Genomic DNA, 12,510 nt, shown 5'->3' with positions numbered 1-12,510 from the left:
ATCTATACAGGGACAGGCAATGCCATCGCGGCAATGCCTGGCCTGCCCCTTCTTTAGTTGAACACCGCCTGATACAGGAAACCTTGACCATCACGCGCCACCGGCACCAGGAAGATGCCAACCTCGCCCAACGCATCATGCTGCAGCATAAAGATCTTTTGGTTGAAGAGGATGGGGGAACTATGATGGAACAACAAGCTGAACGGCGCGCGCAGCATGCCCTCGATCGTGGCGGACTGCAAGGGACACACCTCCTTCAAGATGAAAGCGGCATTCCCGTCGTTGGCAGAGATAAAGGTATCGTTGACGCGCGTGGCGAAGTGTTCCAGAGTCAATACATTCATCATTGCATGTATTCCATTCCATGAACGCTGTGATTGAAGCAACGATTTATTCTACTGGAAGCATTGCCGCTTTGGCACAACTTTTAACATGCAATTATCCCCATCTGCGCTCGGCAGCAATGCGGCCGCCCGGGCCATCAAGCCCGGCCGCCGGCACCGCAACTACCATGCAGCTTAGGCCACCTAGCGCATCGCTTCCAGCAAACCCGGCGCAAATTTGGCGCCGTGCCTGACCTGCGCGGTGGATGCCTTCACGGTGGCGCCGATCGGTTCCGCGCGGCCAGCCAGGCATAGGCCCAGGAAGTTTTCCGTCACCGCATTGAAAGCGATGTTGTTCACGGGCCGGGCAAAGCCGTGGCCTTCATAGGGGAACAGCACATACGCGACGGGGATATTCTTCGCCGCCATGGCTGCCACGATCTGCTCCGATTCGGCCACGTTGACGCGAGGGTCGTTCGCCCCCAGGCCGATCAGCAGCGGCCGCTGGATATTCTGCGCAAAGTTCAACGGCGAGCGCTCCTTCAGCAGCGCCTTGCCTTCTTCCGTGGTCGGGTGGCCTATGTGCTTGTAAAACTGCTGCTTGCCCGCTTCCCAGTAAGGCGGGATGGTTTGCAGCAGGGTAAACAGGTTCGACGGGCCGACGATGTCGACGCCGCAGGCATAGGTCGTCGGCGTGAATGCCATGCCGGCCAGGGTGGCGTAGCCGCCATGCGAGCCACCCATGATGGCAGCCTTGTCGGCCGAGGTCACGCCGCTCGTCGCGGTCCATTGCACCGCGTCAAGCAGGTCGTCATGCATCGTGCGGCCCCTCTGCAGGTCGCCGGCCGAGATGAATTGCGTGCCGAAGCCCGTCGCCCCCCGGTAATTCACCGGCAGCACAGCGTAGCCGCGCTGCTGGGCAGTTCGCAACTTTTAAAAGGCTCGATGCCACATGCCTGCGTGGAGTTCAAAGAAAATAAGCTGAGTAACTACGGCAAGGACACGCAAGTGATTGCGGATGTTTCCGAGATTCCGATGGCGTTACCCTGGTTTGAATAAAGCCCGACTTTTGCAAATAGCCGCCATCCTCTGTCAGCGCTGAATGGCTGCTTTCGCCCCATAGCCGCCGTTCGAGTTTCGATGGCCACGGTCTGCTATGTAACGCTTACCGGCTGATGCCCACATGCAAGCTGACCGGATGCGTGGGAAGAGGCGCTTGCATAAAACCTGAAAAATCGCATCCAGCTCCTGTCAAGCTCAGCCGGCCGCTCGGCTTTCGTCACTGGGGACATGACTTTCTATCCGCGTGGAATCCCGTACACATCATTCAATGCGGTACAGGCTGTCAAAGCCGCCTACCTCCACTGACGTGCTGTCTGCGCCACCAAGCAGCGGTAGACCCTGGCTCCATCCGGCTGCCAAGACCTGCACGTCACGCACAGGATCGGACGCCTTGGCCCTCTCGTTGCGGATGCGACAGGTTTCGGTATCTGTGGCGAACAACCCACGTGCGAAGACCCGGCCCTGTTCCGCCAGCCTTGCGGTTTTGGGAGCGCGAATTCTCGCAAACGCCTGGAAGATGTCTTCCAAGCCTCCACTTGCACCATCCAAACACCGGGCCAAATGCCACGCATCCTCAAGCGCCTGGCAGGCTCCTTGCCCCGACGTCGGCAACGGCGCGTGCGCCGCATCTCCCACGAGCAGCACATTTGCCCGGCTCCACGTGTGCAGCGGCTCCAAGTCGTGCACGGCAATCAGTCGGATGGCATCCGCCGGTGTCGCCTGGATGAGACGTGTGACAGGCTCAGGCCATTCCGCGAACAGGTCCTCAATTTCCTTACGCATATCCGCTGCAGGCGCCGCCATCGGCAATGGCCGTGCCTGCGCCGCCGCCCAGTAGACCAGATCCGGCCGGACCGGCACGCAACCGAAGCGCTTGCCCACCCCCCAGAAGTCTTGAATCGAAACATCGTTCACCAGCGCATGCGGCCCCTGCGCTACGCCAATCCAGTTCACAAAGCCTTGATAGATTGGTGTGTTGTCACCCGCGACAAACCTGCGCGCCACTGATTCCATGCGGCCGTCGGCCCCAATGAGCAGATCCGGGCGGACGCTCGCGCCATTTTCGAAATGGGCCACGGCTCTGCTATGAGTATCAAGCTCAATAGCCACCGCCCGGTGCCCGAACTCCACCGGAATCCCTGCCCGTGCCGCATGATCCAGCAACACCTCCTGCAGGTGCCTGCGCAGCACCGTGTAGGTCGGGTATCCCATCGTCCGGTCCAGCAAACCAATATCGAGGCCCCCCAGTGCATTTCCCGCAGCATCCTGGCGACGCATTGTCAGCGGTCTACCGCCAATGGCCTCAATGTCTTGCAGCAGTCCCAGTTCTTCCAGCACAAAGCTGGCATTGGGCCAGAGCGTCACGCCAGCCCCCATGGTTGCCGGCCCCGCCCGGCGCTCATATACGCGGGGACTGTACCCCCGCTTGCTCAAGGCAAGCGCCACGCTCAACCCTGCAATGCCGCCGCCAAGTATTCCGATTTCCATGCTAAAGCTCTCCTATTCAATCCGTCCCGACGTGCCGCCGACGGCGATTCATCGGACGAGATGGCATATTAAATTCCGCCACTGTGGAGTACTAGTATGTGAAAATGGATAGCTTTCATACCTTAATCGGGATAATAATGCGCAATGCCCTCGACCTGAATACAGTCCGTGTCTACGTGGCGGTCGTCGATGAACAAAGCTTTGCCGGCGCAGCACGCCTGCTGACCCTGCCATCTTCTAACGTTAGCCGCCACGTCGCCTCGCTGGAACGCATGCTGGGCGTCCGCCTGCTGGAACGCAGCACCCGCCACCTGCGCATGACGGAAGCTGGCAGGCTACTCTACGAACGCGCAAAACCCTTGCTCGACGCCTTGCTCTCCACCGAGGAAGAGCTTGGCGCAGTACAGCGTGAGCTGCGTGGCCCCCTAAGGATGTGCATGCCAGGCGAAGCGCCAAGGCTGCTAGCTCCTATCCTGGCCGAATTCTGTAGCCTCCATCCAGGCATCGAGCTTGAATGCGATACCCGGATGACCGGACTTGAGGTACTTCGTGAGGACGTCGATCTTTCAATCGTCTTCCACCGTGGCCATCAGGAGGACAGTACTTTCATCACCCGCGAACTCGCCACCCTGCCCAGCATCGTGGTTGCCGCCCCCACCTTGCTAGCCAAGACCGGCATGCCACACTATGTGCGCGAACTGAAGTCTCTACCGTGCATCACCACCCTCAGTGCGCTGAAAGGTCAGCCCTGGCAGTTTCAGAACGCTGCGGGAGAAATCGTCAAGGTGCCGGTCCGCAGCCGTTACCGCGTCAACAGCGGAGAACTGGCAGTGGCAGGCGCACGGCAAGGCATCGGCTTCGCGATTGTGGCGGCCTATCCCTGCCAGGAAGATCTTGCTACGGGCCGATTGCAGGAGGTACCACTGGACCTGTGTCCCGCGCCCCTGAAATTACTGGGGGCATACAGCCATCGCCATTCCGTGACCGCGCGTGTGCGGGCGCTGCTGGATTTGATACAAGTGCGGTTGGCTGGGTCGGTTAACCCTCCCGTGGACCCCATAACTTGTGGAACGGTCTAGGATCTAAGTAGTGCACTGGACTCAAAGTGGAGTTCTTCGGAGCAGAAGCAGTCGCTCGGTATGACTTTCTCAATGTCAGCTTCTGGCCGAACCCGGCCGTTCGGGCAGCATAGCAGGTTGTCAGGGTGAAAATCTAGCGGCTGCATCGTCAGGCTGGATTCGCCCCAAAACGGCCGGTCGTAACCAGCAGATAATGCTTACTTCAGGATCATACTGAGAAGGGTGATAGCCGCGATCCGAAGTCATTAGAGGTATCATTAATGCTCGGAAGCAACCCGTTTTTCCACCTGGTTATTTAACATTGATTGCAACTAATGAAGAAAATCGCGATTATGGCAATTATTGCCACTATGTTAGCCCCCATCGCTGAAGGCTCCTCTCTCACCATCGACGGAGTGGTGGTTGGGTCGCCGTCGGGTCAAACCAGAGCGACCACTGTAACATTTGAGAATGCTTTTTCCCCAGATGATGGGGCTGAGGCTTTAGTTCTTAAGGTCATCAATACATCCGTTTCGACAATCAGGCTTGCAGCGTACTCCTTCAATTCACTGAAGATAGTAGAAGCTTTGCTTAACGCGAAGAAACGAGGTGTCGATGTTAAAGTCATAGTTGATGACCGACGAAACCAACGAAAGAACAGCATTAAGGCACTCAATCTGTTAGTTAACGATGGTATCCAAACCAAGACTATTTCAGTTTATGCTATGCATCATGACAAATACATAGTTGCTGATGATTTAACTGTGCAGAATGGAAGCTTCAACTACAGTAAAGATGCCGCCACATCAAATAGTGAAAATGTGGTTGTAGTATGGAACAGTCCAGAATTAGCGAAATCGTTCATGCTCCACTGGCAAAACCGATGGTCTAAGGGTGTCGACTACCGATATTCACAAGAATAAATAGCCACAACTACACTGGACTCAGCTGAATCTCTTACAGCTCATTGCAGTTAATCCACTCCAATGGCTCATCAACGACCGCTCCTGGCCGCTGGACGAAATGTTTGAGCGGACACACCCACCTAATGAACTCACCCGATATATGTTAAAACGGCAAAGCCAGCGCAGAAGTGGCGTGGACGTGAGCCATCTACCTCCCGCTCAGCGGCTGCTTTTTGGCCGATAGCGGACATCGGCATGCTGTAACGAAAATCATACGTCATGTAAACGGAAAAACCCAGCACCGATATTATACAAACGTATAATATACGGTACTGGGTTTCTATACAGCTTGCGCTGTATCTCCTTGAATCTAATGGTCGGGGCGAGAAGATTCGAACTTCCGACCCCATGCACCCCATGCATGTACGCTACCAGGCTGCGCTACGCCCCGACGAGGTGGGAATTATAGCAGAGGCTTTTAGGTTTTTGCCATGCTTTGCGCATGATTCATATCGAACTGCGCAAAGTTTTTTCAGCCTGGCGGCAAAGCGTTCTACTCGCCCAGCAGCAATGCCGTCAGGACGATGCGAAAACCGGCGATCAAGGGTTCGACCTTCATATCCGGATTGTGCACCGCCCGCACGGGCAAGCCCTGGTACATGGCGATCATGGCATTCAGGCGCCCTTCCAGCATCTCTTCGTCGGCCGGCAGGCTGCGCTTGATGCGCGCATCGCGGATGATCGAAAGAAACAGCTTGCGCGAACGGATATCCGCACAGTGCAACATTTCCGCGATGGCGGGATTGCGCGAAGCCTCTGCAAAAATTTCCAGCGGCATCACCCAGGTTTTCGGGTCCAGACTTTCCAGCACATGCTCGCCAGCATTGTCGACCACGGCCTGCAGCGGGTCCTCGCGCTGCGCCAGGTCCTGCATCAGGTTGGTGACCCGCTCCATGTTCTTCATGACGAAGGCGGCGATGATCGCATCCTTGCTGTCAAAATAATTATAGATGTGGCCCGCGCTCATGCCGGCCGCCTTGGATATCTCGGCCATGCTGGCACCGTGGAAGCCGCGGCGGCTGAAACAGCTTTCGGCCGCATCGAGCACCTGCTTGCGCCGCGTGTTGGCGCGCTCGGGGTCTGGATGCTTCTTTTCAACTTGATTCATGATTTTCCAGTAGCGCGCCGGCCCTGCCCTTGCGGGCAAGGCCGGCGTCGGCGTCCCCGCGATTATTGGACGCTGCCAGCCGCCGCAACGGCTGTCTGCTCAGGCTGCCAACCGCCGCCCAGTACCTTGTACAAGGTCACCAGGTTGGTCGATTTGGCCAGGCGCGCCGTGATCAGGCTTTGCTGCGCCGTGTACAGCGCGCGCTGCGCCACCAGGGCGCTCAGGTAGGACTCGGCGCCCTGCTTGTAGCGCGCGTCATGGATAGTGTAGCTCTTCGTCGACGCCTCGACCAGCGAGACCTGCGACTGCAGGCGCTCGTCGATGGTGCCGCGCTGGGCCAGCGCATCGGACACTTCACGGAAGGCGACCTGGATCGCCTTTTCGTATTGCGCCACAGAAATTTCACGCTGCACCTTGGCGATATCGAGGTTGGCGCGGTTCACGCCGCCATCGAAGATCGGCAAGCTGATCTGCGGAATGAAACTCCACGTGCCGCTGCCCGCCTTGAACAGGCCCGACAGGTTGTCGCTCAGCGAACCGGCCGTGGCCGTCAGCGAAATGCGCGGGAAGAAGGCCGCGCGCGCCGCGCCGATGTTGGCGTTGGCAGCGCGCAAGGTGCGCTCGGCCGCCAGCACGTCGGGGCGGCGTTGCAGCACGTCCGACGGCAAGCCGGACGGAATGTCCGCCAGCGCCGTCACGTCGCCGAACTCGCCTTGCGGCAGCAGGTCGGCCGGCACGGGGCCGCCCACCAGCAAGACCAGCGCGTTCTGATCCAGCGCCACCTGGCTCGTGAACACAGCCACGTCGGAACGGGCCGACTCGACACTGGTCTGGGCATCGTACTTGTCCAGGCCCGAGGTGGCGCCGGCACTGAAGCGGCGCACGGCCAGGTCATACGACGACTGCTGGCTTGTCAACGTGTCCTGCGCCACGCGCAGGCGCTGCTGGTCGGCCACCAGGTTCAGATAGGTGCTGGCCACTTCGGCCACCAGGCTGATCTGCTGCGCACGGCGTGCTTCTTCCGTGCCCAGGTATTGCTCCAGCGCGCTGTCGGACAGGCTGCGCACGCGGCCAAAGAAGTCCAGCTCGTACGCCGATACGCCCAGGTTCGCCGTGTATTGGCGATTGATGGACGCTTCGCCGTTGGCACTGGCGTTCTTTGGCACGCGTGTGGCCGACTGGCCGCCGGAAGCCGACAGGGTCGGGATCAGGGCGGCGCGTTCGATGCCGTAGGTGGCACGCGCCTTCTCGATGTTCAGGATCGAGACGCGCAGGTCGCGGTTGTTGGCCAGCGCCAGTTCCAGTACCTGGCGCAGGCGCGCATCGGCAAAGAACTCGCGCCAGGCGACGTCCGCCACCGGCTTGGCGTCGGCGGCGGCCGTGTCGGCCTTGTAAGAAGGGCCCGTCGGCCACGCCGTGGGCGCCGGCGCTGCCGGACGCTCATACGTGGGAGCCAGGCTGCAACCGGCCAGCAAGGCCAGTGCCGCCATGGAGAGTAGCGTTTTTTTCATATTAATGCGCATCCTTAGAAAGCGTGACGGCTGGCGAGCCAGGCGTCGCCGGCGTGGTTGGCGCGTCCGGCTTCGAGAAGAAGCCGCGCACCAGCACGAAGAACACCGGCACGAAGAAGATACCGAGGAACGTGGCCGTCAACATACCGCCCAGCACGCCGATACCGATGGCGTTCTGGCTACCGGAACCGGCGCCGCTGGAGATGGCCAGTGGCAACACACCGAGGCCGAAGGCAATCGAGGTCATCAGAATAGGACGCAGACGCAGACGCACCGCATGCAAAGTCGCGTCGAGCAGCGACATGCCCGATTCCTGCATTTCCTTGGCAAATTCCACGATCAGAATCGCGTTCTTCGCCGACAGGCCCACCACCGTGAGCAAGCCCACCTGGAAGTATACGTCGTTCGACAGGCCGAACATCCACGTACCGAGCACGGCACCGATCACACCCAGCGGCACGACCAGCAGCACGGAGAACGGAATCGACCAGCTCTCATACAGCGCAGCCAGGCACAGGAAGACGATCAGCAGCGACAGCGCATACAGCTGCGGCGTCTGCGAACCGGATTCACGCTCTTCCAGCGACACGCCGGTCCAGCTGAAGCCTATGCCAGGCGGCAACTGCGCCACCATCGCTTCCATGGCGTTCATGGCGGCGCCCGTGCTCTGGCCCGGTGCCGGCGTACCCAGGATCTCTACTGACGGCAAGCCGTTGTAGCGTTCCAGGCGTGGCGATGCGTAAATCCACTTGCCGGTGGCAAAGGCGGAGAACGGCACCATCTGGCCAGCAGTATTGCGCACGAACCACTTGTTCAAGTCTTCCGGCAGCATGCGCGATTCGGCATTGCCTTGCATGAACACTTTCTTCACGCGGCCACGATCAAGGAAGTCGTTCACATACGAACTACCCCAGCCCACGCTCAGCACGCGGTTGATTTCCGAGATCTGCAAGCCCAGCGCGGTAGCTTTCTGCTGGTCAATGTCGATCTTGTACTGCGGCGTATCTTCCTGGCCGTTCGGGCGCACGCCCACCATGGCCGGGTTTTGCGACGCCATGCCCAGCAACTGGTTACGCGCTGCCATCAGGGCGTCATGGCCGACACCGCCGATATCCTGCAGTTGCATGTCGAAACCCGTGGCGTTACCCAGTTCCAGCACGGCAGGCGGTGCGAACGTAAACACCATCGCATCCTTGATCTGCAACAACTTGCCCATGGCGCGACCGGCCACGGCCGGCGCTTTCTGCGCCACGTCCTTGCGCAGAGACCAGTCTTTCAGGCGCACGAAGGCGATACCCGTATTCTGGCCGTTACCGCCGAAGCTGAAACCGGCGACGGCAAACACGGAAGCGACGTTGTCTTTCTCGCTGTTCATGAAGTGGTCTTCGACCTGCTCGATCACTTTCAGGGTGCGCTCTTGCGTGGCGCCCGTCGGCAATTGAATCTGCGTAAACAGGATGCCCTGGTCTTCTTCCGGCAGGAAGGAGGTCGGCAGGCGCATGAAGACGAATACCAGGCCGGCCAGCAAGATGACATACAACAGCATCGAACGGCCGCGGTGACGGATCATGCTGCCGACCAGGCCCTGGTACTTGTTGCTGCTGCTGTCGAAGCTGCGGTTGAACCAGCCAAAGAAACCCTTGTTGGTGGCGTGATGGCCCTTTTCGACCGGCTTGAGCAGGGTGGCGCACAAGGCTGGCGTGAATACCAGCGCGACGACCACGGAGAGCACCATCGACGACACGATCGTGATCGAGAACTGGCGGTAAATCACGCCCGTCGAACCGCCGAAGAAGGCCATCGGCACGAACACTGCCGACAGCACCATGGCGATACCGACCAGCGCGCCCGTGATCTGCGTCATGGACTTGCGCGTCGCTTCCAGCGGCGACAAGCCCTCTTCGCTCATCACGCGTTCGACGTTTTCCACCACCACGATGGCATCATCGACCAGCAGACCAATGGCCAGCACCATGGCGAACATGGTCAGCGTGTTGATCGAATAGCCAAACGCGTTCAGGATGCCGAACGTACCCAGCAGCACGACCGGCACGGCCATGGTCGGAATCAGGGTAGCGCGGAAGTTTTGCAGGAACAGATACATCACCAGGAACACCAGGATGACCGCTTCCACCAGCGTCTTGACCACTTCTTCGATCGACAGTTTCACGAACGGGGTGGTGTCGAACGCTACCTGGTAGCTCATGCCTTCAGGGAATTGCTTGCTCAGGTTGCCCAGCATGGCTTTCGCCGCATTGGCCGTATCGAGTGCATTCGCGCCGGTCGCCAGCTTGATCGCCACGCCGGTGGCCGCATGGCCGTTGTAGCGGGCCACGGTGTTGTAGTTCTCGCGGCCCAGCTCCATGCTGGCCACGTCCTTCAGGTACACCATGGCACCGTTGGTGGTCGTTTTCAGCAAGATGGCGCCGAACTGCTCCGCCGTTTGCAATCGGCTCTGCGCCGACACGGTGGCGTTCAGCTGCTGGCCCTTGACGGACGGCGTGCCGCCCAGTTCACCGGCCGACACTTCCGCATTCTGCGCCTGCACGGCCGTGATCACGTCCGCAGGGGTCAGGTTGAAGCTTTGCAGCTTGGCCGGATCGAGCCAGATACGCATGGCGTACTGCGAACCGAACAGTGTCACATCGCCCACGCCGGCAACACGGCTCAGCGGATCGACGACGTTGGCGGCCACATAGTCGCTCAAGTCGGTCTGGTCCATCTTGCCGTTTTCGGAAATGAAGCCGAACACCATCAGGAAGTTCTTCGTGGCTTTCGACACGACCAGGCCTTGCTGCGTGACAGCCGTCGGCAGCAGTGGCGTCGCCAGCTGCAGCTTGTTCTGTACTTGCACCTGGGCGATGTCGGGATTGGTGCCGCTGGTAAACGTCAGCGTGATGCTGATGCCGCCAGTCGCATCGCTCGACGAGGCCATATAGCGCAAGCCGTCGATACCCTTCATCTTTTGTTCGATGACCTGGGTGACAGCATCTTCCACGGTCTTGGCGGAAGCGCCAGGGTAGGAGCCGCTGATCGAAATCGACGGCGGAGCGATGCTCGGGTACTGCGCGATCGGCAGGCTGAGGATCGAAATCACGCCGGCAAGCATGATGACGATCGCGATCACCCACGCAAAAATCGGGCGATCAATGAAAAAACGGGCCATTGATATTCTCCTGAATTAGTGGGCGCTGGCAGCCGGTGCGGCGGCAGAAGCGGCAGCGGCAGGTGCGGCAGCGGCCTTGGCCGGTACGGCGACAGCTGGGGCACCTGGCTTGACTTTTTGCAAGCCTTCCACGATCACGCGGTCGCCAGCGGCCAGACCGGACGTCACCAGCCAGTCGTTGCCGACCGTGCCGCTGGTGGTCAGCACGCGCTGCTCGACCTTGTTTTCCTTGTTCAGGATCAAGGCGGTGGCCTGGCCCTTCTGGTTACGCGTCACGCCCACTTGCGGCACGGTAATGGCTTTTTCATCCACGCCCGTTTCCAGCTGCGCACGTACGTACATGCCTGGCAGCAATTCGCCTTTCGGGTTCGGGAACAGTGCGCGCAAGATCACGTTGCCGGTGGTCGGATCGACCGTCACGCCGGAGAACTGCAGCTTGCCCGCTTCGCTGTACTTGCTGCCGTCCGGCAGGATCAGGTCGACCTTGGCTTGGCCTTCGCCCACTTTCTTCAGCGAGCCGTCGGCCATCTGGCGTTTCAGGCGCAACAGGTCGGTGCTCGACTGGGTCACGTCGACATACATCGGGTCAAGTTGCTGCACGGTCGTCAGCGCTTCGGCCTGGCCCGCCGTGACCAGCGCGCCGGCCGTCACGGTCGAGCGGCTGGTGCGGCCGTTGATCGGCGCCGTCACGGTGCTGTATTTCAAGTTGATGTTCGCCGTTTCCAGCGCTGCGGTGGCCGACTCGACGTCAGCCTTGGCTTGCTCGAACGCGGCGACGGCATCATCGTATTCCTGGCGGCTCACGCCTTCGATGGCGACCAGTTCCTTGTAGCGGGACGCTTTCGGACCAGCCGTCAGCAGGTTGGCCTTGGCTTTCGACAGCGCGGCCTTGGCCGAGTTGTATGCCGCCTGGTAGGTGGCCGGATCGATCTGATACAGGGCCGTGCCCGCTTTCACATCGCTACCCTCGACAAACAGGCGCTTCTGGATCAAGCCACCGACTTGCGGACGCACATCGGCGACCTGGTAGGCATTCGTGCGGCCGGGCAATTCGGCGCTCATCGGCAACGCGGCCGGATTAACAGTAAACACGACCACCTGTGGCGCTTGCTGCGCGTGAGGTGCTTCCTGTTTTTTACTGCAGCCGGCCATGATTACAGTGGCGCACAGAACGGCAATAGCGCCGCTCGTACGCGGCGACGTCAAGGAAAAGGTTGGTTGCATCTTGGACTTTCTGAAAAAGAAGCTGGCTAGTGTCGTTAGAAATGACTAAATTTATTAACGCAGATCAAAGAATGAACGATCATTCTAAAATCGTCAAGCATCGTTACAATTGAAACATAGCAACTAACAAGCGAATTAAATTATCAATGAAGCAACAATGATAAAACAGCGACAGCGTCGTGACGTCAGCCAGGTCGAAGAGGAAGCTGGCGGGCGGCGGCAAAACGGCAATGCGGGAAAGTTGGATTGAATGAATACTGTAGCAGGGTAATGCGTTTTTTGCTGAAGCCGTGATCGCGCACGCAACACTGTCCAGGCCGCCCTCGCCCGGCCACCATGAATATTTACCAATGGTATCGAAAAGACATGCCGCGGCCGACGCGCTACTAACTTGGCCACAGCGTGGCAAAGCGGGCTGCAACGGTGACAGCACAGACGCAAGAAACGATGCAACACGATGGTCCCAACGGCCCGGACACGCTGGCGTTGCAACTCGGGCCGAGGGCGCGCGCAGCGCCAGTTACAGGTGCGCGCGCCGCAGTGGCGCAAGGCGCCCTGACGGGTTGGGTACGGCCCGCTCACGCAAGGAACAAGCTGGCTTCGCT

General features: G+C 59.6%; 9 protein-coding genes and 1 tRNA gene. 2 read left to right on the top strand and 8 right to left on the bottom strand.

Annotated features, from left to right (window positions below; translation table 11 throughout):
* Positions 1-53 precede the first annotated feature (53 nt).
* The 3 genes from C8C89_RS11620 to C8C89_RS11610 form a co-directional block, all read right to left on the bottom strand.
* Positions 54-347, bottom strand: a complete 294-nt coding sequence (locus C8C89_RS11620) for a hypothetical protein (protein ID WP_243857979.1) — start codon at positions 345-347, stop codon at positions 54-56.
* A 180-nt stretch (positions 348-527) separates the two neighbouring features.
* A complete protein-coding gene (locus C8C89_RS11615) occupies positions 528-1,253 on the bottom strand; it encodes a prolyl oligopeptidase family serine peptidase (RefSeq protein WP_243857978.1) in 726 nt (241 codons plus the stop codon).
* A gap of 393 nt (positions 1,254-1,646) precedes the next feature.
* Entirely contained in the window at positions 1,647-2,873 is a 1,227-nt protein-coding gene (locus C8C89_RS11610) for an FAD-dependent monooxygenase (protein ID WP_133989997.1), read from the bottom strand.
* Between the two features lie 137 nt (positions 2,874-3,010).
* Here C8C89_RS11610 and C8C89_RS11605 point away from each other — a divergent pair, with 137 nt between their 5' ends.
* Positions 3,011-3,952 carry a LysR family transcriptional regulator gene (locus C8C89_RS11605; protein WP_099419983.1) on the top strand — a complete coding sequence of 314 codons (942 nt, stop codon included), beginning with the start codon at positions 3,011-3,013 and terminating at the stop codon, positions 3,950-3,952.
* 314 nt (positions 3,953-4,266) lie between these two features.
* The gene (locus C8C89_RS11600) at positions 4,267-4,854 is read left to right on the top strand and encodes a phospholipase D family protein (RefSeq protein ID WP_101482219.1); all 588 of its coding nucleotides are present in this window, start codon (positions 4,267-4,269) and stop codon (positions 4,852-4,854) included.
* 356 nt (positions 4,855-5,210) lie between these two features.
* Here C8C89_RS11600 and C8C89_RS11595 read toward each other — a convergent pair.
* From C8C89_RS11595 to C8C89_RS11575, 5 genes are all read right to left on the bottom strand, one after another.
* Positions 5,211-5,287 (bottom strand) — tRNA-Pro (locus tag C8C89_RS11595).
* A gap of 102 nt (positions 5,288-5,389) precedes the next feature.
* Positions 5,390-6,004, bottom strand: a complete 615-nt coding sequence (locus C8C89_RS11590) for a TetR/AcrR family transcriptional regulator (protein WP_101482220.1) — start codon at positions 6,002-6,004, stop codon at positions 5,390-5,392.
* Positions 6,005-6,066: 62 nt separating this feature from the next.
* A complete protein-coding gene (adeC, locus tag C8C89_RS11585; RefSeq protein WP_101482221.1) occupies positions 6,067-7,515 on the bottom strand; it encodes an AdeC/AdeK/OprM family multidrug efflux complex outer membrane factor in 1,449 nt (482 codons plus the stop codon).
* 1 nt (position 7,516) lies between these two features.
* Positions 7,517-10,681, bottom strand: coding sequence for an efflux RND transporter permease subunit (locus C8C89_RS11580; protein ID WP_101482222.1), 3,165 nt, complete (start codon positions 10,679-10,681; stop codon positions 7,517-7,519).
* A gap of 15 nt (positions 10,682-10,696) precedes the next feature.
* Entirely contained in the window at positions 10,697-11,905 is a 1,209-nt protein-coding gene (locus tag C8C89_RS11575) for an efflux RND transporter periplasmic adaptor subunit (protein ID WP_133989995.1), read from the bottom strand.
* Positions 11,906-12,510: the final 605 nt, after the last annotated feature.

Source organism: Janthinobacterium sp. 75, assembly GCF_004365495.1.
Classification (GTDB): Bacteria; Pseudomonadota; Gammaproteobacteria; order Burkholderiales; family Burkholderiaceae_D; genus Janthinobacterium.
Note: the sequence above shows the minus strand (reverse complement) of the source record. Positions and strands in the feature narration are given on the sequence as shown.

Bases quoted from the DNA above. Each gene is read 5' to 3' on its own strand.
- C8C89_RS11580 (WP_101482222.1), bottom strand. From the start codon at position 10,681: ATGGCCCGTTTTTTCATTGATCGCCCGATTTTTGCGTGGGTGATCGCG.
- adeC (WP_101482221.1), bottom strand. From the start codon at position 7,515: ATGAAAAAAACGCTACTCTCCATGGCGGCACTGGCCTTGCTGGCCGGT.
- C8C89_RS11590 (WP_101482220.1), bottom strand. From the start codon at position 6,004: ATGAATCAAGTTGAAAAGAAGCATCCAGACCCCGAGCGCGCCAACACG.
- C8C89_RS11605 (WP_099419983.1), top strand. From the start codon at position 3,011: ATGCGCAATGCCCTCGACCTGAATACAGTCCGTGTCTACGTGGCGGTC.
- C8C89_RS11575 (WP_133989995.1), bottom strand. From the start codon at position 11,905: ATGCAACCAACCTTTTCCTTGACGTCGCCGCGTACGAGCGGCGCTATT.
- C8C89_RS11610 (WP_133989997.1), bottom strand. From the start codon at position 2,873: ATGGAAATCGGAATACTTGGCGGCGGCATTGCAGGGTTGAGCGTGGCG.
- C8C89_RS11600 (WP_101482219.1), top strand. From the start codon at position 4,267: ATGAAGAAAATCGCGATTATGGCAATTATTGCCACTATGTTAGCCCCC.
- C8C89_RS11620 (WP_243857979.1), bottom strand. From the start codon at position 347: ATGATGAATGTATTGACTCTGGAACACTTCGCCACGCGCGTCAACGAT.